This window comes from Rhizobium sullae, assembly GCF_025200715.1.
Lineage (GTDB): Bacteria > Pseudomonadota > Alphaproteobacteria > Rhizobiales > Rhizobiaceae > Rhizobium > Rhizobium sullae.
Genome location: NZ_CP104143.1, coordinates 757,510 through 775,809, shown reverse-complemented (window position 1 = coordinate 775,809; position 18,300 = coordinate 757,510). Strand labels below are relative to the sequence as shown.

The window sequence follows — 18,300 nt, the reverse complement described above, 5'->3', positions numbered from 1 at the left end:
GGCCGACATTACCTGCCGGTTGCGTTTGGGCAAGGCTCAAAGCGTCGTCCTGTTGCAGTGGGGTCATCGCAGTCGTCCTTGTAAAGGATGGAGAAAGGGAGCCGCGTAGAGGTCGGATCGCGGCTCCCCTTTTCAGACCAAGGTGGGAGGATCAGCCTTGGCCGTTGATCGGCAGCGCAACGAAGCGGCTGCCGTCCTGGGACTGGATCTGGAAGAGCGCCCGGGTGCGGCCATCCTTCTTCGCCTGGTTCAGAACCTTGACGATATCATCGGCGTTCGCGACCTGCTGGTTGTTCACCGAGGTGATCTTTTCGCCTTGCTTGATGCCCTTGTCGGCAGCATCCGAGTCAGGGTCGATACCGGTGATCGTCAGGCCTTTGCCATCTTCCGAAGGACCGACGGTCAGGCCTAGATCGGCAAGTGCCTTCTCGGATGCCGGTGCCTCGGGCTGCGCCGGACCGCCGTCGTCGCCGTTGGAAGCGTCCTTTTGGTCAACCGGCAAGGTGCCGAGTTCGACGGTGAGGGACTGCGCCTTGCCATCGCGCCAGACTGACACTTCGACCTTGCTGCCCGGCTGCATGGCGCCAATGCGGCGGCTGAGGTCGCGAGCATCCTTGACCGTTTCGCCGTTGACGGCGGTCACGACGTCGCCAGCCTTCATGCCGGCCTTCTGGCCCGGCGTGCCGTCCTGCGCGGAGACGACCAGCGCACCGTTCGCTTCCGACAGGCCAAGCGAATCGGCGATGTCCTTGGTGACCGGTTGGATCTGCACGCCGAGATAGCCGCGTGAAACAGCACCGTCCTTCATCAGGTCGGCAACGACGTCCCTGGCAGTCGAAGCCGGGATCGCGAAGGCGATGCCGACGCTACCGCCCGACGGCGAGAAGATCGCGGTGTTGATACCGACGACCTGGCCGCTGAGGTTGAAGGTCGGACCACCAGAATTGCCGCGGTTCACGGCTGCGTCCACCTGCAGGTAGTCATCATAAGGACCGGAGCCGATATCGCGGCCGCGCGCCGAAATGATACCTGCCGTCACCGTCCCGCCAAGACCGAAGGGGTTCCCGACCGCCACAACCCAGTCGCCGACGCGGACATTGTTGTCGTCGGCCCAATTGACATAGGTGAACTTGCGGCCCTTGCCATCGACCTTGAGCACGGCAAGGTCCGTGCGCGGATCCCGGCCGATCAGCTTGGCGTCAAACTCGGTCCCGTCGGTCATGACGGCAACGAAAGCCGAGCCGTCGGAAACGACATGGTTGTTGGTGACGACATAGCCGTCCTCGGAAATGAAGAAACCGGAGCCCTGTGCGACCGGGCGCAGACGGCCCTTGCCATCTGGCGGGCCAAACCTTCTGTTCGGGCCGCCCTGCGGACCGTTCGGGCCCTGTTCGCCGAACTGCTTGAAGAAGCGCTTCAGCGGGTGGTCGTCCGGCAGATCGTCGAAACCGCGGCCGTTGAAATCGAAGGCAAAGCCATCGGTGCTGTCGGCAGCCGGATTGATGCGGGATTCGACGCGAACGGAGACGACGGCCGGGGAAACGGCATCGACGACATTCGCAAAACTCGGGACCGACGGAGCTTGGACATTGACCGCTTCGGCGTAGGAACGCGTGATCTCCAGCGGCACGCCGGTTGCAAACACGGCGGCAGCGAGACCTGCGACAGTGGACGCCTTCAGCATCGTGTTGAGGGATGGAGTCTTGAACATTTTCGGCACCTTCTCTTCTACTTGTCTTCGTCCCGGCCATTGCCGGTTCGGTCGATGAATGAAGATATAGGATGCCGCACCTTACTGCGAACTGTCCGCACAATGAAAAATTCGTAATGTAGGAACGATCGCTCTATAAATTTCAGTGCAACCCTGAGCAGGTTGAACACCGTAATCCTTGCTCCCCTAGATATATTCATGATATCTTAAATATTCTTCCGCTCGTACGGGGACGGCATATGCGGCAAGGGCATGCGATGAGGGTCGTCGGCATATCTCTGCTGGGAATTTTGCTCGGGCTTTCGACAGCCTGGGCCGGTCCACTGCACGATGCGGCAAGGGACGGCAATCGCGAACGCGTCGGCCAGCTTATCGATCAGGGCGCGAACATCGCCGAGCCGGATGCGTCGGGAGAGCCGGCTCTGCTAATCGCGGCACTTGCCGGAAACACGGATACCGTCACGCTTCTGCTCGAAAAAGGCACCGATATCGAGATTAGAAACAAGGGCGGGCTGACGGCATTGCATGCAGCCGCCTATGGCGGACATCTCGATGTCGTCGAACTGCTCGTATCGAAGGGTGCGCTGATCAATGATGAAAAGAACTTCTACCAAATGTCGCCGCTTCATGCTGCAGCCGAAGAAGGTCACGCCGATGTCGTCGCCTTTCTCGTCGCACACAAGGCGAACATAGAGGCAAAGGAACGCAACGGCTACACGCCGTTGACGCAGGCCGGATGGCGATCCCACTGGGATGCCGCCGACCTGCTGTTGAAAGCGGGCGCTGTTTGCCAGCAAGCCGACCTGGTCGGCGACTGGCTGTACGGCGAGTGCACGAAGCGGAAATAGCGCTGGCTGCATCTCATCGCCCGAACTGGGAGAATGGATACATGTCATATCGCAAGCAGACAGGCGGCGCTGCCGCCTCCATTATCGCTGGTGCCGCGATCCTCTTCGCGTTCGCGCAGCCGGCATCGGCGGAAGAACCGGTGAATACCGGCTATTTCGGGGACGTGGCGATCAAGGGCTACGATCCGGTGGCCTATTTCACCGAAAATAAGGCCGTGGAAGGATCTCCGGTCTATTCGCATCGGTGGCTGGGTGCCGAATGGCATTTCACCAGTTCCGAAAACCGCGACCGATTCATCGCCGACCCCGGCAAATATGCGCCTCAATACGGCGGCTATTGCGCCGACGGCGTGTCCTTCGGGACGGTCACGACCAATATCGACCCGAAGGCATGGCGGATCATCGATGGCAAGCTCTATCTCAGTTACGATCCCGGTGCCGCGGAAGGCTTCGAAAAGAAACCTACCAAGGTCGTCGATTCCCAAAAGCACTGGTCGGAGGTGCAGAGCACCCTGATTTCCGACAAGTTGCACAAGGACTGGCAGCATATCGCGGCCGAATGAATTCAAGGCGCCAACGAGAAGAACTTCAGCGCCTGCGGGGTCACGTGAACATACTGGGCGCCGGCTTGTCCGGCGTCCTTGTTTCTGTAGACCTGCCCGCACACCATGCGGTCGAGGAAATAGCCGCCGAACCGCTCGCAGAGCCTGTTTCCCTGCACCTCGACCGTGCCGGTAATATTGGTGTTGGCGCTGCGGTAGGCGGTATTGCCCGCCTTGTCGAAATACTGGACGAACACAGTTCCGTTCTTGTGTTTTCCGCTCCACGTCTTGTCGCTGATCAGGTCGCGTAGGGCGTCCACGTCCAGTCGATCGACCTCCGAGCCCACGAACCCGAAGGGCCACTCCGGAATCCCGGCCGCGCGCAATCCGCTCAGATGGTGCTCCAGGTCGTCTTCGCGCCAGTAGTCGTAGAGATAGCTGTAGTAGGTAAGGTTGGCGTCCGGAAACAGCTCCAAAAGCTTGCCCTTCTCCTGCTCGGCGCGAACCCGGTCCCCTTCATAGGCATAGGCAGCCGTCAGGTACTCGCGCGCAGGCTCCGCATTCGGCAGCGCATCCCGTGCCGCCTCGATGAGCGGGATTGCGCGCCTGTTGTCCCGCGCCGTGTAAAAGACGATCCCCGCCAGCAGCCGGACGCTCGGCTGCGGCTCGGGATCGAGCCGCAGGGCCTTTTCCATCTCGGTGACCGCCTCGTCGTGGCTTCCCGTATGGGCAAGGATCAAAGCCAGGTTGCCGAAGGCCTCCGCGCTGTTCGGCTGCGCCTCGACCGCGCGGTTTGCCGAATCCCGCGCCTCGGCGGCGCGCCCGTCCACCAGCTGCAACAGGGCGAGAACGGTGTGGGCACGCGCATTGTCGGGGTCGAGCTTGAGCGCCTGTCCGGCGGCGTCATAGGCGATCTTGCGTGCCACCGCCGCCGACCAGAGGAAGTTATAGTCGTTGCGCCAGACGTCGACGGCAACGCGCGCGATGCCAGCATGCGCATCGGCAAAGTTCGGATCGAGGTCGATGGCCTTCTGATAGTAGGATAGCGTCCGGCGATAGGTATCCACGTCGCTGTAGGCAATGCCCTCGTGCTCCGCCCGCATGTAGTAATCGTAGGCTTCCAGGTTGTCGCTCGGTATCCGCTCCAGCTGCGTGCGCTCGCCTTCGCTGAGCTGAACCGAAAGCGCAGAGATGATCTTACCGGTGACGTCATCCTGAATGGCGAACAGATCGACATACTGCCGGTCGTAGCGCTCAGCCCAGACCGAAAGCCCGCTCAGCGCGTCGATCAGCTTGACGTTGATCCGCAGCCGTGGCCCCGCGCGCTGCAACGTGCCTTCGAGCACGTAGTGCACGCCGAGTTCCGCCGCCACCTCCTGAATCTTGCCCGCACTGTTCTGGATGGCAAATACCGAATGTCTGGCGATGACGAAAAGCCCTGAAACCTTGGATAGCTCGGTAATTAGGTCGTCGGTCAGCCCCTGGGCCAGGTGATCCTGCTCCGTATCGCCACTGACATTGATGAAGGGCAGCACCGCCACCGAAGGCTTGTCCGGCAAAGGATAGGCGAAGCGCTCGACCAGCGTTGGCGTCTGGCCAAGCTCCCACGGCTGTAACCAGTAGGCTACGGCAGCGGCCAGCAACAGGAAGGCAATGGCAGCCGTAAGGCCGGCAGGTTTCCGCAACAGGCGCTTGAAGCGCTTCGGCGCTGCTCTCGCCGAGACCGGGTCGAGCACGACCTGGTAGACGCGGATCGGCTCTACGATGCTGCGCACCTTCTGCATGCCGAGTGACGTATAGCCGACGTCGAGTTTGGTTTTCACCTGATCGTAGGTCGTGCCGGAGATCGCGATCCCGCCCGGCTCGGCCAGCGCTTGTATGCGGTCAGCGATATTGACGCCGTCACCCTGAATGTCATCGCCTTCGACGATGATATCGCCAAGATTCACACCGATGCGGAAATCGAGGCGCATCGCTCCATCGCCGGATTTCTTTCGCGCCGCCTTCTCGCGCTGTACGTCAATTGCGCAATGCAAAGCATCGACAACGCTGTGAAATTCGACCAGCAGGCCATCACCCATGGTCTTGACCAGCCGGCCATGATGTTCGGTAATCTTGGGCCGGATAATGTCGTCCATATCCGCCTGGAAGTGGCGACGCGTGCCCTCTTCGTCGATCTGGCTCAAACGGCTGTAACCGGCGACGTCAGCGATCAGAATTGCTGCAAGACGGCGCTCCATGTCATCCCCGCATCTGCGATGGCCCGCTCGGGCATCTTATCGCAGGTTGATTGGCGAAGCCATTATGCTGTCAGGGGACGCGGCCGGCTCACTTGCCGAGCAGTTCGTCGAGCTTTGCCTGCTCCTCCGCTGTCAGGCGGCTGCCGGTCGGCTTGCCGGCCCGCCGCCGCGCAAAGACCGTGAGCGCGACGCCGCCTGCGGCCACCAAGAGCACCGGGGCACCCCACAGCAGGATGGTCCGAAGACTGAGCCTTGGCTTCAGCAGCACGAATTCGCCGTAACGCGAGACGATGTAGTTCAGAACCTCCTCGTCGGTGTCGCCATCGGAGATGCGCTCGCGCACCAGGAGCCTGAGGTCCTTGGCAAGGTCGGCATTGGAATCGTCGATCGACTGGTTCTGGCACACCATGCAGCGCAGTTCGGCCGACAGTGAGCGGGCGCGGGCTTCGAGCGCCGGATCGGCAAGCACCTCGTCGGGGTTCACGGCGAGGGCGGGAAAAGAGGCGAAGAGTATAAAGAGGGCTACGAGAATGCGAGAGAAAAAGTGCGACGTTCTAGGGATGCGCCGAACGTCTCCTCCCCTCATTCCTGTGCTTGTCACAGGAATCCAGCCACAGCGTGTCCGCCCCGTGAATGGTTCTCTGTCCGCAGATGAGTCATCTGCGCTCAAAGACTTGGGTGCGCTGGATTGCTGTGACAAGCACAGGAATGAGGGAGACAATGAACCTATCACTCCGCCGCCTCCATGGCCGGTCTTGCCGGTTTCGCCTTGCGGCGCGGCGCGCCGACGCGCAGCCGCCTGTCGGAGAGCGACACGAAGCCGCCCGCCGCCATCATCAGCGCCCCACCCCAGATGCAAAGAATGAACGGCTTCCACCAGATGCGAACGACGATGCCGCCGTCATCGGTCGGATCGCCGAGCGACACGTAGAGTTGGCTTGCTCCGAAGGTCAGGATGCCGGCTTCCGTCGTCGGCATCTGCCGGGCAGCATAGACCCGCTTCGACGACCAGGTGTCGGCGACCTCTACTCCGCCGCGCCGCACGCTGAAGTGCCCGCGCTCCTCGCTGAAGTTCGGTCCGGTCGCTGGCTGCATACCGTCGAAATGCAATGTGTAGCCGCCGGCCTCGGCAATCGCGCCGGGTTTCATCTCGAGCACATGTTCGGTCGCAAAGGTCGACACCGCGACGATGCCGAGCACGGTCACGCCAAGCCCGGCATGCGCCAGCGCCGTGCCGAAGGCCGAGCGCGGCAGACCAGTGAGTCTCTTCCAGACGACATGCGCCTTAACCTTGCCGATGCCGGCGCGATACCAGAGATCGGCAACGGCGCCGAAGACGAGGAACAGCCCGGCCGCCAGCCCCAGCACCGACAGCACCGGCCCCCCATGCTCGGCATAGAAAAAGACGAGCGCCGCGACGAAAGCGAGGCCGGCAACCACATAGAGCCGCTGCAGCGCGCCCAGAAGATCGCCGCGCTTCCAGGAAAGCAGCGGTCCGAAGGGCACGATAAGCAGCAACGGAGCCATCAAAAGCCCGAAGGTCATATTGAAGAACGGCGCGCCGACGGAGATCTTGTCGCCGGTGAGCGTCTCCAGCAGCAGGGGATAGAGCGTTCCGGTCAGGACGGTGCCGCATGCAACCGTGAGGATCAGGTTGTTGAGCACCAGCGCGCCTTCGCGCGAAATCGGCGCGAAGAGACCGCCCACGTTCAGACGCGGTGCACGGAACGCAAACAGCGACAGCGCGCCGCCGATGAAAATCATCAGAATGCAGAGAATGAAGACACCGCGGCTCGGGTCGCTCGCGAAGGCATGAACCGAGGTCAGCACCCCGGAGCGCACCAGGAAGGTGCCCATCAGCGACAACGAGAAGGTGAGGATCGCCAGGAGCACGGTCCAGATCTTCAGCGCCTCGCGCTTTTCCATCACCAGCGCCGAATGCAGCAGTGCGGTTCCGGCAAGCCATGGCATGAAGGAGGCGTTCTCGACCGGGTCCCAGAACCACCAGCCGCCCCAGCCGAGTTCGTAATAAGCCCAGTAGGAGCCCATGGCGATGCCGAGCGTCAGGAAGGTCCAGGCGGCCAGAGTCCAGGGCCGCACCCAGCGCGCCCAGGCGGCATCGATCCGGCCTTCCATCAATGCTGCGACGGCAAAGGAGAAGCACACCGAAAAGCCGACATAGCCGAGATAGAGCAGCGGCGGATGGATCGCCAGCCCGATATCCTGCAGCACCGGATTGAGGTCGCGGCCCTCGGCCGGTGCCGGGTCGAGGCGGGTAAACGGGTTCGAGGTCAAGAGGATGAAGAGGATGAAGGCCGCCGAAATCCAGGCCTGCACCGACAGCACGTTCGCCTTCAGCCTGTCCGGTAGATTGCGGCCGAAGAGCGCCACCAGCGCGCTGAACAGCGCAAGGATCAGCAGCCACAGCATCATCGAGCCTTCGTGATTGCCCCAGACGCCGGAATATTTGTAGACCAGCGGCACCAGCGAATGCGAGTTCTCCCAGACGTTCTTGACGGTAAAGTCGGAGACGACATGCGCATAGGTCAAAATGCCGAAGGAGAAAGCCACCAGCGCAAAGAGCACGACGGAACCGAGTGGCGCCACATCCATCATCGCCTGATCGAGCCTGCGTGCGCCGATAACCGGCACGATCGAAAGAACGATCGCCGTGGCCAGCGCCAGAACGAGCGCGTAATGGCCGATCTCGATGATCATTGCGTACCCTCGCCTTCCTGCCCCTTGCTTTCCTGCCAGAGACCCTGCGCCTTCAGCCGGTCGGCAACGTCCTTGGGCATGTATTTCTCGTCGTGCTTGGCCAGCACCGTGTCGGCGATGAACTCCCGGCTGTCGGCCGCAAACTTGCCTTCGGTCACCACCCCCTGCCCTTCGCGGAACAGGTCGGGCAGGATGCCGGTATATTTGACCTTCACGGCATCGCCGCTGCCGTCGGTGAGGGCAAATTCCACCGTCGAGCCGGCGCCGCGCACCACACTGCCCTCGCCGACCAGCCCGCCGAGGCGGATGCGCGTTTCCGGCGCCACCGGCGTCTTGGCAAGATCGGCCGGCATGTAGAAATAGGCGACCGACTGGCTGAAGGCGAACATGACGAGCAGCACCGCGGCGAGGATGAAGCCCATGCCGCCGCCGATCACCGCCAGACGCTTCTGCTTGCGCGTCATTCCGTCTCCCCCTCCGCCGCAACGCCGAGCTCACGCCCCAGCGCAATCAGCTGCCTGCCCTCTTCGCCATCCGCCGGAAACACTGCCAGCCCGCGCTTCAACGCGCTCGCTGCGCGATCCTTATCGTTCAGTACGGCATAGGAGCGAACGAGCCGCATCCAGCCCTCGAAATTATTGGGATCTGCCGCCAGCTTGTGATCTAGGCTTTCCACCATGCCGCGGATCATCTGCTGTTGGTCGCCGGTGCTCATATCCTGGGCTGCCGCGAGGTCCTCCTCCGTGGGATTGCCAAGCGCCGTGCCGTCCGCCGCCGGAGCACCACCGTTCTTGGCGATGTGCTCGTTGACGAGCGGCAGCCACGGCGCATCGGCCGGCGATTCCTTTGCTAGCGCCTCGAAGGCTGCCTTGGCCTCGGCCGCCTGCCCCGCCTGCTCCATACTCAGCGCGACGTAGAATTTCGCACGCGGGTTTTGAGGCTCCAGCGTCAGCGACTGCTCGAGCACCTTGCGGGTTTCCTCGGTCACGACACCGTTCGCGCTCGCCATCAGCGTTTCGGCAAGCCCGTCGAGACGGATCGGGCTCGGCCCAAGCAGCCGGATCGCATTGCGGTACGCCTTCTCCGCATCGGCGATCCGCAACGCATTGTAATAGATAGGCGCCAACACATCCCAGCCCTTGCCGTCCTCCGGATTCGCCGCCAGATGCCGCTCCGCCTTAACGATCAGCACCGCCATATCGTTGCCGGGGTTTTCCAACCGCGCCGCCAACGGCTGCGACGGCAGTTCCGGCCTGCCCATCGCGATGTAAAGACAGAGCCCGAGAACCGGAAGCAGCAGGAGAACGAAGGCCTCGCTGAGGCGGTGGTGCCGTGCAAGTTTGGTTACCGCCTTCGGCTCGGCAGCCGAGACGGCAATCAGCCTGCGGCCGATTTCCGCCCGCGCATAATCCGCCTCGTCGGCCGAAATCAACCCGCCGGCCAGATCGCGGTCGAGTTCGCGCAGCTGATCGCGGTAGACCGCCGCCTCGCCGGCACGGTCGTCCTCGGCCGCCGTCGCGCCGCGCAAAAGCGGATAAAGCAGGAGGGCGGCAACAGCCGCCGTCATCACGGCCACCAAAATCCAGAACATCATACCGGCCCAAATACTTGAAGCGCGGGGCCATTCCAACTGGCAAAGCCAGAATGACGAAGATTTGAGGCGTTTGGCCGCATTTTAGAAGGAAGTTATGTGCAGAACCGGCCAAATTCAGCCGAGCGGCGACCAGCTTCCGTCGCTGTTGCGGCAGGCCGCGCCGCGCGCGATGGTATCCTTGCTGTCCGCAGTCAGCGTATGCGTGTATTGACGGCAGTTCTGCGAACCAACCTGATAAGGTGCGGCCGCCACAACCTTGCCGCTTACATTGCGTCCGCTCCAGACGACCGGCTGGCCAACGGCCGCGCCTTCGAGCGCCCGATATTCGGCTTCGAGAGCCCGTTGTTTGTCGCTGTCGCTCAGCTGCACGCCGCTGCGGCCGGCAATCCCGCCCTGCAGTGCCGTAATGAACGCCGCCGATGCCGAAGGTTTGCGGGAAAACAGCCCGCCACCACCCTTCGCGGTCGTGCACGACGACAGCGCAACGGCAACAAGAAGCGAGGAAACGATCAGAGCATTTGGTCGTAACGTCATTCGGTCAAACCAGCATCGGGGTGTCGAATCGGTGCCGTCAGATGCGCATCGCCCCTTGTCGGCATTAAGGCAAAGCATGCTATGCAATTGCCTATGTCTTTGTGGCATCAAGCAATTGTTCATGCAACATCCTTTGTGACGCCGGGCAAAATCAGCCGCGCCTTGAGGCCGCCCCACTCGCCGCGGGAGAGCTCGAGCCGGCCCTGATACTCGTTGGAGATCTCAGTGACGATCGAAAGCCCGAGGCCCGTTCCCGGCTTGCTTTCGTCCAGTCGCCGCCCGCGCTTGAGCGCCTCGCGGATCTGGTCGGGCTCCAGGCCCGGCCCGTCGTCCTCGACGACAAGCTCCACCCAGTGCCGCCGCGCGCTCGCTTCGGCGCCCTTTACATCTCCTGTTACTTCAGCAGCGCTCAACCGCACCTTCGTCGCGGCAAAGCGCGACGCATTCTCCAAAAGGTTGCCGACGGTCTCTTCCAGATCCTGCTGCTCCATGGCGACCGCGAGATGTGGCGATATGCTGAGCTCGAATTCCTTGTCGACGTTGAGCCGCCGCATCACGCGCACCAGCCGCTCCAGCGCCGGTTCGGCGTCGGTTCTCGCCAGCACGGATTCGCGTTGGGCGGCAATGCGTGCCCGGTTGAGATAGGATTGCACCTGTCCCTGCATCGCTTCCGCCTGGCTGCGCACCAGGTCGCCGTGCGGGCGTTCCAGAACCCTTGCCTCGTTGAGCAGGACCGCAATCGGCGTCTTCAGCGAATGCGCCAGATTGCCGACCTGCATCCGCGCGCGCTCGACGATGCGCCGGTTGCTGTCGATCAGCGCATTCACCTCGTTTGCTAGCGGCAGGATTTCTCGCGGGAAATCGCCCTTCAGCTGCTCGCTCTCGCCCGCCCGGATGCGCTCCAGCGCCGCGCGCGCTTTGTCGAGCGGCTTCAGGCCATAAAGAATGGCGAGCGCGTTGACGATCAGGCTGCCGACCCCGAAGCCGGCAAGCGCCAGGTAGAGACTGTGGGAGAAGTTGCTGACGTCGCTCTCGACGACCTCGACATTGCCGCTCACCCTGAAGCGCGCCGCGCGTCCGTCGGTGTCGAGCACGACTTCGGTTTCGGCCACCTGTACGCGGTTTCCCGTCGCGTCCGTCACCTGGTAGTAGCGCTCGTAGTTCTTGTCGAAGGGCGCTTCCAGCACGGAGGGAACGGGGATCGTCGCCGATCCCAGCGACGGCGAAACCAGCGGGGCTGCCGTATAGGTCCCAAGCGGCTCCACCACCCAATACCAACCGGTCCTCGGCTGGGCGAAGCGCAGGTCGCCAAGCTGCGGGCTGCCGCTCAAGGCGCCCTGGTCGCCGATCGTCACGGAATTGATGACGTTGTAGAGCTGGGCGCGCAGCAGATCCTGGAAACCGCGTTCGGCGCTGCGGCGGTAAAGCGTGGAAATCAACAGGCCGATCACTACAAGCGCCACGGTCGACCAGACGGTCGTCAGAAGCAGAACGCGTGCGGTGAGCGACTTAATTCGCATTGGTCGGCGCTTGGATGCGGTAGCCGAGACCGCGCACCGTTTCGATCAGGTCCACGCCCATCTTCTTGCGCAGGCGGCCGACGAAAACCTCAATCGTGTTGGAATCGCGATCGAAATCCTGGTCGTACATGTGCTCGACCAGTTCCGAGCGGGAAACCACCTCGCCCATGTGGTGCATCAGATAGGCGAGCAGCCGGTATTCATGCGAAGTGAGCTTCAGCGTCACGCCGTTGACCATCGCCTTGGAGGTCTTGGTGTCGAGCCGCACCGGGCCGCAGATGATCTCGGAGGAGGAATGCCCGGCCGCGCGCCGGATCAGGGCGCGAATGCGCGCCAGCACTTCCTCGACATGGAAAGGCTTTGTCACGTAATCGTCAGCCCCGGCATCGATGCCGGCGACCTTGTCGCTCCAGCGATCACGGGCGGTCAGGATTAGAACCGGCATGCCGCGCCCCGCGCCGCGCCATTTTTCGATAACGGTGACGCCGTCCATCTCGGGCAGGCCGATGTCGAGGATGATCGCGTCGTAAGGCTCGGTGTCACCGAGGAAATGCCCTTCCTCGCCGTCGAAGGCCTGGTCGACGACATAGCCCGCCTCCTTCAGCGTGTCGGCGAGCTGCCGGTTCAGATTGACGTCGTCTTCGACTACCAGAATGCGCATCGGTCCGCTTTCACCTCGACTATATCACTGGTGCTTCATAGGCCGATTCCGCCTACATCGGAACCCTGACGGTCACCTTCCGCGGCCGCTGGCCGTTGCCCTGGACGAGAACGGTGATGATACAGGTGTTACCGGATGGCTGCACGGACAGAAGCTGTCCGCCCGTCTGCTCGACGACCTGCTCGGCCGCCGCGCTGCAATCGCCCGCGACGCGCACGATCAGAGGGCGCGAGTCGTCCGGCGAGGGCGCCGGTGCCGCCAGCCCAGCGGCCAAAGCTACGACGCTCAAGAGAGAGGCCATGTATATGCTTCCAACGTAATTCCAACTTGCTCCGACTATGTACTCACGTGACCTGAATGGCAAATGAATGCACTGTAAAGCCGGGCCTTTAGAACAATTCTGGACTGTATTTTCCCAAGGCGTTTCGCAGCCGAAAGACGAGAGGGGGACGCCCGGAACCAAGGGCACCCGCCACGGAATTCGCGGACTTCGGTAGAAGCTGCCCCGGCTTTCGAAGGATTTTTGAAGGCTGCTTCGCGCCTGAAGCGGTCGGCTGGGAACGGCATACGATCATAGCCAAATCGCCGTTTCTTCCTTGGCGGTTCGAATGATCATCATGGTGAAGAAGCGGGCTACATTGGTCTGATCGCGAAAAAGCCGCTCGCAGAGTGCGTCCAATTCTTCCATGTCGCGCAGACGCACCATCAGAACGACGTCGGTTTCGCCCGTCACGGCATAGGCTTGTGAAACGGCCTCTTCTGAAGCCGCGATTTCCAGAAAGCGGCGCATGTGCTGCTCACCGTGCAACTTCAGCTCGACGGTAATCAGCGCCTTGATCCTGCGGTCGGCCTTGGTGGGATTGAGGATTGCTACAGTTCTGTCAATGAAACCTGATTTGCGCAGCCGCTGCACACGGCGCAGACAACTGGAGGGCGACAGGCCTACTTCCTCGGCCATGTCGACATTGGTGCGCGATGCGTCGCGCTGCATCAGGTTCAAAAGCTTCCGGTCGATCCGATCCATGTTCTCATCTCATCCATCAGTCACATCTTTGCAATAAAATTGCACCGATCTGCAATCTTTGACCACAAATTCGAAACAGCCAGGAGTAGCAGATTGAGGCAACCGCTATGCAGGTCTCGCATGCCGTTCTTGATGCCCATCTTACGCACAACCCGAGAAACCCTCGAGATTTACTGGGTGCTTGTCCGCGTCATGGTTCCCATCACGCTTCTGACGGAACTGCTGGCGAGAATGGGCCTGATCAAGGCCGTGGCGCCTGCATTTGCGCCCGTCATGCACCTGATTGGCCTGCCACCGGAGCTCGGGCTGGCGTGGCTGACAGGAATGCTTGTCGGTATATGGGGCGCGATCCCGCTGATTTTCGCGCTGATTCCCGCATCCTCGCTGAGCGTGGCGGACGTCACCGTGTTCTCGGCGCTCATCCTCTTCGCGCATGGCCTGCCGACCGAGCAGAAGATCATCCAGCAAGCTGGACCGGGGATGATTGTGACGACGCTGCTGCGCATCTTGGGCGGCCTGCTCTACGCCTTCATCCTCCATCATGTCCTCGTGGCCACGGGGTGGCTGCAGGCTTCGGTCAACCCGACCTGGATCCCCATGAGTGCCGCGGTCAGTTGGGCTGCATACTTCTGGGCTCTTGCCGAGACCATGATGTGGATGCTGGCAATCCTTCTCCTTCTGTCGTGGAGCCTCGAACTCATACGGATAATCGGGCTATTAGACTTGATGATGAAAGCCCTATCGCCCTTGTTGCGCCTTGCCGGCATCCGTGGCGAAGCAGAGCATCTCACCGCTGTCGGCTTATTCCTGGGTATTTCCTACGGTGCCGGTCTTCTGATCCGCGAGGCGCGATCGGGTGCAGTATCGCCGCGCCAGGTCTTTCTCTCGTGCGTGTTCATGGGCTTCGCGCATAGCGTGATCGAGGACACGATCCTCGTGATCTCGCTCGGCGCGGATGTCTACGGCGTTCTCTTAGGTCGTGTCGCTTTCGCCATAGCGGCAACCGCAGTGATTGCCGCTCTACTTCGCCGCCTTTCCGATGAGACATTTTTCGCGCAAGTTTTCCGACCGCCGCACGCGCAGCCAGAAGGAGGATAAGCTATCATCTGCAAAGACCGCTTCGGCCGGAAAGCTGCCACTTGCTAGCGAACGCCTGAAATTCCCTCAGCGAAAGGCCTGCCGGATCGCCAACGTCGCCGTCAGCCTGCCATGGACCGCCAGCAGGCCGCCGATGGCTCCCGCGATATTCACGATCGGCTGAAATGTCGAAGCCCGTCGTATGCAGCCTAGATGCGCCGCGGCGGAAATCAGTGCGCCCCAGATCGTCTTCGAATGATACCAATACTTCAAATCATCCATCGTTATCTCCTTCCGTCGAAAGTCAAAGGCCGCCGCCGCACGCAGCGATGCGCCCCCGGGTTCTTCATGAACCCCTCGCGCGCCAGCGCCGCAGAAGAGCGCCCCGTCCACCTCGCCTGCCCCTGTGCTGTCAGCGACAGGAACCCGGACGCCGCCTTCTTCTCGGCCACAGTCTTTCGACCCGCCGCGAAGCCCCACGGCAGGAAGGATTGGATATTCATGTTGGGATTCCTGTTGGTTGAAACTCTTCCCCCTTTTCCCTACGGGGAGAAGATGTCCGAAGGACAGATGAGGGGGATGCAGAGCGAAAGCGACGCGTGGCCTTGAGCGACGAGCGAAAGGCGGCCGGTGCCGCGAAACCCCCTCATCCAGCCTGCTGGCACCTTCTCGCCGATGGGGAGACGAGGATATATGGCGCCCACTCTCACACGGCCAGCAAGCCAGCGTGGGGCACGTCCCTCGCCCGTTTTAACGGGGAAGGGTTAAGGTGCGGGGCAAGCGATCGGCCATCACAGTGCCCTCATGGTAAGGAGGCCCGCAGTGCCGTCTCGAACCATCAATCGCAAATCAGCCGAACGGCTTTCTCACCGCTGTTTCGACATCATAATCCGCCGCAATCCGCATTCCCCGGACCGGCCGCACCAGGTCGATCGAGCGCTGGTAGTCCGGATGCGCCTTGTAAGCCGCAAGTGCCGCTTCGTCGTCGAATTCGCCGTAGACCACTAGGTCGACATCGGTGCCGAACTGGTCGGTTTTCACATTGGTACCGATTTCCAGCAGCCGCGCATGCGGTATCGCCGTCAGCACCGAAAGCCCGGCGCGCACCTTTTCCAGGTTTTCCGCGCTGGCGGTGAAGAAAACGATATGGCGGATCACCGGGGCACTCCTTGACTCAGTCTCGACAAAGCCGTGCGATAGCACGCACGATCCACCCCTTCAACCGCTGCCAGACGCCCGGCGCGGCCTCGCGGCGCAAAGCCGCATGGAAGGCCTTGCCGTAACCGGCGAGCTTTTCCGCCCGGTCCGTGCCGTTGACGATGCGCCGCGCGTTCATCCAGTCTTCCTTTTCGGCGTTCAGGTGATCGGCCAGCCTGTGCCCGGTGAAACTGCCCGCCACCATTCCTTCGATCAGGATCGTCACGGCGGCCGGCATCTCCATCGACCGGTCCGGCTCGGCGACGAGATCGATGCCGGTCACCCTGCTCATCGCCTCGTAATTGCGCTTGTGGGTGAGTTGCACCAGGCCACGCCCCAGCCAGCATTTTCCATCCTCGTCCGGTTTCCAGTAGACTGTCTTCACCCAGGAAAGCCTGCCCGCCGCATAGGCGCGGTCGAGAATCTCGATCGCCCTTGCATCGCTGTCGGCCAGCGTCTCGCGCACCGGCTGCATCGTGAAGGCCGTCTCGTGGAAAGCCGTCGCCATTATATAGGCGAGCCAGCGCCAGTCCGCCTCCGGCATGCGCGCCTCGAAGTAGTCGAAAATCGCCGCCATGCCCTCGACTTGGCCGTCTGAAAGGGTGCCTTTGAACAGGCTTTGCCGCACGGTGTCGAAGAAGAATGTCCGGTCGATGTGGATAACCATGAAATTCGTCCTGGTCCTAATCGATTAAAATAATTTCAATCGTTTAAAGCACTTAAGCCCCTGATTTACACCGCATTTGGCCTATGTCATTCGTTATCTGTCGAAGCTCGCCGAAGGACAGGAGACCGAATGCAAACGCCCGCCAACAGCCAGCCCACCATTCCCCAGCACCTCGTCGACCAGATGGAAAACGAGTGGCGCCAGATCCGCCCGGAGCGCGAAACGCCGCGCCCGGCGCCGCAGCCGCCCAAGCAGCGATAAACCCGTAAAACACAAAAGGCGACACGGCGGATCATTCAAATCCCCCGCACCCTCGGTTCGCCGCCGCCGTCGAAGATCAGCGCCGTCAGCGCCCAGACGAGCGCGTCCACCGCGCCGTTCGGCCAGACGCAACTTTGCCGCCGCCTCGTCGCCATCGTCAGCCGTCTCCGCCACCTTGCGTAGCTTCTCACCGGGCACCGCCTCCGCGCCTGCTCCTCGCTCCAGCCCCCGACCACCTCGCCCGCTGAGCCCACCCTCACCGATACCCGGTAGCATCCGCCTCTTTCCCCGCCTCCATCACCTCGTCCATGTACCGCCAGCAGTCCGGCCGCGAGCCATCCAGATCGTTGAAACCATAGATCTTCGCGAGCCCGCCGCTCGACAGCGATTGGCCGTTCCAGCGGGCGCGGTCCGGGTCGGCGGCAAGGGCTGCGACGGCGCGGCCGGTGAAGCGCGGGGTTTCGGAGATGACGAAATGCGGCTGCACCTTCGCCGCCTCCCGCCAGTTCTCCTCGCGCACCTGATAGGCATCCAGCATCATTTCCGAGCGCATCCAGCCGGGCGTCAAGGCAACGGCCATCGCGCCATGTGGCGCAAGGTCCTTGGCATGCGCCCAGGCCATGCGGATCACGCCGGTCTTCACCAGGTCGTAATAGGGGTTCAGCCGGTAATGCGTGGCGTTGTATTCCGCGGTTCCGTCGGTCAGCTCCACCAGCAAGCCGCCCGGCCGCTCGATCATCAGCGGCAGCGCGTAATGGGCGGTGATGAGATGGGTGTCGATCGCCAGCCGCAGCATGTGCAGCCCCTTCTCCAGCGAATGCTCCCAGGCCGACTTGTTCCATTCCGTCAGCTTCTCTCCGCCCCAGATGTCGTTGACGAGAATGTCGAGCCGTCCTTCCTCGCGACGGATGCGCGCTACGAGCGCCTCGACCTCGGCGGCCTCCAGATGATCGACGCGCACGGCAATGCCCCTGCCGCCGGCGGCCGTTACCATTTCCGCCGTTTCCTCGATCGTCTCGGGCCTGCCGTACTCCGATTGCCGCTCCCGGGTCGTGCGGCCGGTCACATAGACGGTCGCGCCCGCCGCGCCAATCTCCACGGCAATCCCGCGTCCGGCGCCGCGCGTGCCGCCGGCAACGAGTGCCACCTTTCCCTTGAAGTCTGCTGCCACTGTCCCGTCCTCTACGCTAGAAAAGCTTCCGCGACGCCTGGACTACCCCTTCGCCCGCTCGCCGCCGCCCACCGTCAGCGGCCAGTCGACGACATAGTCCTCCAGGTCGTCCGGATCGATCTCCGTCTCGCTGATCGTCCGCCCTCGGGCGGAGATGCCTGCCTGGTGCACGGTTTCCGGATCGCCAGAGACCAGCGGATGCCACCAATAGAGGTCGTGGCCCTCGTTCACCAGCCGGTAGCCGCAGGTCGGCGGCAGCCAGGCGATTTCCTGCACGTTCTGTTTCGTCAACTGCACGCAGTCCGGCACGAAATCCCGCCGCTTCTCGTAGTTCGAACAGCGGCAGCTTTCGCCGTCGAGGAGCTTGCAAGCGACCGAGGTGAAATAGACGTCACCCGAGTCCCACTCCTCCAGCTTGTTGAGGCAACAGAGCCCGCAGCCGTCGCAGAGGCTTTCCCATTCCTCGCTGTTCATTTCATTCAGCGTTTTTCGCTTCCAGAAGGGTACTTCGTTCATCATCCGTTTTCTTGCAACA

Annotated in this window: 21 protein-coding genes; 4 read left to right on the top strand and 17 right to left on the bottom strand. The window is 62.2% G+C overall.

Annotation, left to right across the window (positions count from 1 at the left end; translation table 11 throughout):
* Positions 1-151 precede the first annotated feature (151 nt).
* Complete coding sequence (locus N2599_RS03865) at positions 152-1,711, bottom strand: Do family serine endopeptidase (RefSeq protein WP_027507496.1); 1,560 nt, start codon at positions 1,709-1,711, stop codon at positions 152-154.
* Positions 1,712-1,968: 257 nt separating this feature from the next.
* On the opposite strand from N2599_RS03865, the gene N2599_RS03860 reads away from it, so the two are divergent.
* Complete coding sequence (locus tag N2599_RS03860; RefSeq protein ID WP_027507497.1) at positions 1,969-2,559, top strand: ankyrin repeat domain-containing protein; 591 nt, start codon at positions 1,969-1,971, stop codon at positions 2,557-2,559.
* Positions 2,560-2,600: 41 nt separating this feature from the next.
* Entirely contained in the window at positions 2,601-3,122 is a 522-nt protein-coding gene (locus N2599_RS03855) for a YHS domain-containing (seleno)protein (RefSeq protein WP_027507498.1), read from the top strand.
* A gap of 2 nt (positions 3,123-3,124) precedes the next feature.
* Here the strand turns inward: N2599_RS03855 and N2599_RS03850 are convergent, their stop codons facing one another.
* The 10 genes from N2599_RS03850 to N2599_RS03805 form a co-directional block, all read right to left on the bottom strand.
* Positions 3,125-5,341 (bottom strand): adenylate/guanylate cyclase domain-containing protein, encoded by a 2,217-nt coding sequence (locus tag N2599_RS03850; RefSeq protein ID WP_027507499.1) that lies wholly within the window; start codon positions 5,339-5,341, stop codon positions 3,125-3,127.
* Positions 5,342-5,429: 88 nt separating this feature from the next.
* Positions 5,430-5,927, bottom strand: a complete 498-nt coding sequence (locus N2599_RS03845) for a cytochrome c-type biogenesis protein (protein ID WP_051336414.1) — start codon at positions 5,925-5,927, stop codon at positions 5,430-5,432.
* 143 nt (positions 5,928-6,070) lie between these two features.
* On the bottom strand, positions 6,071-8,059 hold the full coding sequence (locus tag N2599_RS03840; protein ID WP_027507501.1) for a heme lyase CcmF/NrfE family subunit: 1,989 nt from the start codon (positions 8,057-8,059) through the stop codon (positions 6,071-6,073).
* The gene (gene ccmE, locus N2599_RS03835; RefSeq protein WP_027507502.1) at positions 8,056-8,523 is read right to left on the bottom strand and encodes a cytochrome c maturation protein CcmE; all 468 of its coding nucleotides are present in this window, start codon (positions 8,521-8,523) and stop codon (positions 8,056-8,058) included. The genes N2599_RS03840 and ccmE overlap by 4 nt, the downstream gene beginning before the upstream one ends.
* A complete protein-coding gene (gene ccmI / locus N2599_RS03830; protein WP_027507503.1) occupies positions 8,520-9,653 on the bottom strand; it encodes a c-type cytochrome biogenesis protein CcmI in 1,134 nt (377 codons plus the stop codon). The genes ccmE and ccmI overlap by 4 nt, the downstream gene beginning before the upstream one ends.
* Before the next feature lie 114 nt (positions 9,654-9,767).
* Positions 9,768-10,187, bottom strand: coding sequence for an RT0821/Lpp0805 family surface protein (locus tag N2599_RS03825; protein ID WP_027507504.1), 420 nt, complete (start codon positions 10,185-10,187; stop codon positions 9,768-9,770).
* 119 nt (positions 10,188-10,306) lie between these two features.
* Positions 10,307-11,707 carry an ATP-binding protein gene (locus tag N2599_RS03820; RefSeq protein ID WP_027507505.1) on the bottom strand — a complete coding sequence of 467 codons (1,401 nt, stop codon included), beginning with the start codon at positions 11,705-11,707 and terminating at the stop codon, positions 10,307-10,309.
* Positions 11,697-12,368 carry a response regulator transcription factor gene (locus N2599_RS03815; protein ID WP_027507506.1) on the bottom strand — a complete coding sequence of 224 codons (672 nt, stop codon included), beginning with the start codon at positions 12,366-12,368 and terminating at the stop codon, positions 11,697-11,699. The genes N2599_RS03820 and N2599_RS03815 overlap by 11 nt, the downstream gene beginning before the upstream one ends.
* A 52-nt stretch (positions 12,369-12,420) precedes the next feature.
* Complete coding sequence (locus N2599_RS03810; protein ID WP_027507507.1) at positions 12,421-12,669, bottom strand: hypothetical protein; 249 nt, start codon at positions 12,667-12,669, stop codon at positions 12,421-12,423.
* 270 nt (positions 12,670-12,939) lie between these two features.
* Positions 12,940-13,392 (bottom strand): Lrp/AsnC family transcriptional regulator, encoded by a 453-nt coding sequence (locus tag N2599_RS03805; protein WP_027507508.1) that lies wholly within the window; start codon positions 13,390-13,392, stop codon positions 12,940-12,942.
* 120 nt (positions 13,393-13,512) lie between these two features.
* Here N2599_RS03805 and N2599_RS03800 point away from each other — a divergent pair, with 120 nt between their 5' ends.
* Positions 13,513-14,490, top strand: a complete 978-nt coding sequence (locus tag N2599_RS03800) for a nucleoside recognition domain-containing protein (protein ID WP_027507509.1) — start codon at positions 13,513-13,515, stop codon at positions 14,488-14,490.
* A 66-nt stretch (positions 14,491-14,556) separates the two neighbouring features.
* On the opposite strand, the gene N2599_RS03795 is transcribed toward N2599_RS03800, so the two are convergent.
* The 4 genes from N2599_RS03795 to N2599_RS03780 all read right to left on the bottom strand — a co-directional run bounded on the left by N2599_RS03795 (position 14,557) and on the right by N2599_RS03780 (position 16,333).
* Positions 14,557-14,751: a hypothetical protein gene (locus N2599_RS03795; RefSeq protein WP_027507510.1), complete on the bottom strand. Its 195-nt coding sequence runs from the start codon at positions 14,749-14,751 to the stop codon at positions 14,557-14,559.
* 2 nt (positions 14,752-14,753) lie between these two features.
* Positions 14,754-14,972, bottom strand: coding sequence for a hypothetical protein (locus N2599_RS03790; RefSeq protein WP_027507511.1), 219 nt, complete (start codon positions 14,970-14,972; stop codon positions 14,754-14,756).
* 346 nt (positions 14,973-15,318) lie between these two features.
* Entirely contained in the window at positions 15,319-15,627 is a 309-nt protein-coding gene (locus N2599_RS03785) for a Dabb family protein (protein WP_027507512.1), read from the bottom strand.
* Positions 15,628-15,643: 16 nt separating this feature from the next.
* The gene (locus tag N2599_RS03780) at positions 15,644-16,333 is read right to left on the bottom strand and encodes a chitinase (RefSeq protein ID WP_027507513.1); all 690 of its coding nucleotides are present in this window, start codon (positions 16,331-16,333) and stop codon (positions 15,644-15,646) included.
* Between the two features lie 129 nt (positions 16,334-16,462).
* Here N2599_RS03780 and N2599_RS03775 point away from each other — a divergent pair, with 129 nt between their 5' ends.
* A complete protein-coding gene (locus N2599_RS03775) occupies positions 16,463-16,594 on the top strand; it encodes a hypothetical protein (RefSeq protein WP_260307838.1) in 132 nt (43 codons plus the stop codon).
* 256 nt (positions 16,595-16,850) lie between these two features.
* Here N2599_RS03775 and N2599_RS03770 read toward each other — a convergent pair whose 3' ends face one another.
* Positions 16,851-17,765, bottom strand: coding sequence for an SDR family oxidoreductase (locus N2599_RS03770; protein WP_027507514.1), 915 nt, complete (start codon positions 17,763-17,765; stop codon positions 16,851-16,853).
* 42 nt (positions 17,766-17,807) lie between these two features.
* Complete coding sequence (locus tag N2599_RS03765) at positions 17,808-18,281, bottom strand: YcgN family cysteine cluster protein (protein ID WP_027507515.1); 474 nt, start codon at positions 18,279-18,281, stop codon at positions 17,808-17,810.
* Positions 18,282-18,300 lie beyond the last annotated feature (19 nt).

What these genes read in the sequence shown, in the direction of transcription:
- N2599_RS03865 (WP_027507496.1), bottom strand. Translation starts at nt 1,711, where the DNA reads ATGTTCAAGACTCCATCCCTCAACACGATGCTGAAGGCGTCCACTGTC.
- N2599_RS03860 (WP_027507497.1), top strand. Translation starts at nt 1,969, where the DNA reads ATGAGGGTCGTCGGCATATCTCTGCTGGGAATTTTGCTCGGGCTTTCG.
- N2599_RS03855 (WP_027507498.1), top strand. Translation starts at nt 2,601, where the DNA reads ATGTCATATCGCAAGCAGACAGGCGGCGCTGCCGCCTCCATTATCGCT.
- N2599_RS03850 (WP_027507499.1), bottom strand. Translation starts at nt 5,341, where the DNA reads ATGGAGCGCCGTCTTGCAGCAATTCTGATCGCTGACGTCGCCGGTTAC.
- N2599_RS03845 (WP_051336414.1), bottom strand. Translation starts at nt 5,927, where the DNA reads ATGAGGGGAGGAGACGTTCGGCGCATCCCTAGAACGTCGCACTTTTTC.
- N2599_RS03840 (WP_027507501.1), bottom strand. Translation starts at nt 8,059, where the DNA reads ATGATCATCGAGATCGGCCATTACGCGCTCGTTCTGGCGCTGGCCACG.
- ccmE (WP_027507502.1), bottom strand. Translation starts at nt 8,523, where the DNA reads ATGACGCGCAAGCAGAAGCGTCTGGCGGTGATCGGCGGCGGCATGGGC.
- ccmI (WP_027507503.1), bottom strand. Translation starts at nt 9,653, where the DNA reads ATGATGTTCTGGATTTTGGTGGCCGTGATGACGGCGGCTGTTGCCGCC.
- N2599_RS03825 (WP_027507504.1), bottom strand. Translation starts at nt 10,187, where the DNA reads ATGACGTTACGACCAAATGCTCTGATCGTTTCCTCGCTTCTTGTTGCC.
- N2599_RS03820 (WP_027507505.1), bottom strand. Translation starts at nt 11,707, where the DNA reads ATGCGAATTAAGTCGCTCACCGCACGCGTTCTGCTTCTGACGACCGTC.
- N2599_RS03815 (WP_027507506.1), bottom strand. Translation starts at nt 12,368, where the DNA reads ATGCGCATTCTGGTAGTCGAAGACGACGTCAATCTGAACCGGCAGCTC.
- N2599_RS03810 (WP_027507507.1), bottom strand. Translation starts at nt 12,669, where the DNA reads ATGGCCTCTCTCTTGAGCGTCGTAGCTTTGGCCGCTGGGCTGGCGGCA.
- N2599_RS03805 (WP_027507508.1), bottom strand. Translation starts at nt 13,392, where the DNA reads ATGGATCGGATCGACCGGAAGCTTTTGAACCTGATGCAGCGCGACGCA.
- N2599_RS03800 (WP_027507509.1), top strand. Translation starts at nt 13,513, where the DNA reads ATGCCGTTCTTGATGCCCATCTTACGCACAACCCGAGAAACCCTCGAG.
- N2599_RS03795 (WP_027507510.1), bottom strand. Translation starts at nt 14,751, where the DNA reads ATGGATGATTTGAAGTATTGGTATCATTCGAAGACGATCTGGGGCGCA.
- N2599_RS03790 (WP_027507511.1), bottom strand. Translation starts at nt 14,972, where the DNA reads ATGAATATCCAATCCTTCCTGCCGTGGGGCTTCGCGGCGGGTCGAAAG.
- N2599_RS03780 (WP_027507513.1), bottom strand. Translation starts at nt 16,333, where the DNA reads ATGGTTATCCACATCGACCGGACATTCTTCTTCGACACCGTGCGGCAA.
- N2599_RS03775 (WP_260307838.1), top strand. Translation starts at nt 16,463, where the DNA reads ATGCAAACGCCCGCCAACAGCCAGCCCACCATTCCCCAGCACCTCGTC.
- N2599_RS03765 (WP_027507515.1), bottom strand. Translation starts at nt 18,281, where the DNA reads ATGAACGAAGTACCCTTCTGGAAGCGAAAAACGCTGAATGAAATGAAC.